Genomic DNA, 1354 nt, shown 5'->3' on the forward strand with positions numbered 1-1354 from the left:
CGGTCATTCCGCATACCTCGGTCACCTCGGCGACCTCGGCCAGTTCGTCGACCACCGCGTCGAGGCGGTGCTGGTCGACCACCACCGCGACGAAGGCCGACAGCCGGTAACCGAGGGCACGCGGGTGCACGCGTCGCTCGAACCCGGCCAGCGCTCCGGTCGCTTCCCAGCGCGCCAGCCGGGCCTGCACGGTGTTGCGTGAGAGACCGAGCCGCGCGGCGATCTCCACCCCGGTGGCGCGGGGGTTGGCGGTCAGTTCCAGCAGCATCCGGGCGTCCGTCGCGTCGAGTGTCGCCTCGACCGGCTCTTGATTGGTCATATGACGCAGTATGGCAGCCCTTTGGTGGGCGAAAGCGTGCATTGTGCACGGTGCTCAGATCGAGACTTGCGCAGTTCGCATAAAGGTGGATGCTTGTGTTACAGGCCACATCAGCGCGTGACCCGCGTGAGGAGGCGAGGCCGATGCCCGGCACAACCGAGTATCCGGTGCAGTTGATCCAGCCCGACGGCGCCCGGGTGCACAACCCCGAATATCGTGCGCTGGTCGCCGATATCGGACCGGAAGAACTGTGGGAGCTCTACGCCGACCTGGTGGTCACCCGGCGGATCGATATCGAGGCCGTGGCTCTGGCCCGGCAGGGGCAGCTGGGGCTGTGGGCGCCGTTCCAGGGGCAGGAAGCCGCCCAGGTCGGGTCCGCGCACGCGTTGCGGCCCGACGACTACGTGTTCTGCAGTTATCGCGAAACCGCGGTCGCCTACTGCCGCGGGGTCCTGCCCGGCGCCGCGGCGGCGATGTGGCGCGGGGTCGCCCATTCCTCCTGGGACCCGGCGGCCGTCAATATGACCAACCCGGCGATCGTGGTGGGCGCCCAGGGCCTGCACGCCACCGGCTACGCCTACGGCGCCCAGCTCGACGGCGCCGAGATCGCGACCGTCGTCTACTTCGGCGACGGCGCCACCAGCCAGGGCGATATCGCCGAAGCCCTTACCTTCGCGGCGTCGTGGAGCACACCCGTGGTGTTCTTCTGCCAGAACAACCACTGGGCCATCAGCGAACCCGTCGGCCTGCAGAGCGCGACACCCATCGCCCACCGCGCGATCGGCCACGGGATTCCCGCGGTCCGGGTGGACGGTAACGATGTGCTGGCGGTTCTCGCGGTCACCAGGCAGGCCGCCGAACGCGCCCGCACCGGCGGCGGGCCCTCCTTCATCGAGGCCATCACCTACCGGATGGGGCCGCACACCACCGCCGACGATCCCACCCGCTACCGGGCCGCCGCGGAACTCGAGGAATGGGCCGGGCGCGATCCCATCCTCCGGGTCCGGCGGCTGCTGGAACGCGAGGGCCTGTTCG

Annotated in this window: 2 protein-coding genes; one reads left to right on the forward strand and one right to left on the reverse strand. The window is 69.8% G+C overall.

Annotated features, from left to right (window positions below; translation table 11 throughout):
- Positions 1-319, reverse strand: a 319-nt coding sequence (locus tag ACWDU1_RS32395; RefSeq protein WP_450004224.1) for an Lrp/AsnC family transcriptional regulator, incomplete at its 3' end; no start/stop codon positions are given.
- A gap of 143 nt (positions 320-462) precedes the next feature.
- On the opposite strand from ACWDU1_RS32395, the gene ACWDU1_RS32400 reads away from it, so the two are divergent.
- Positions 463-1354 (forward strand): thiamine pyrophosphate-dependent dehydrogenase E1 component subunit alpha (locus tag ACWDU1_RS32400; protein ID WP_450004225.1); only part of this gene is annotated, 892 nt, incomplete at its 3' end.

Source organism: Nocardia sp. NPDC003345 (genome assembly GCF_053589395.1).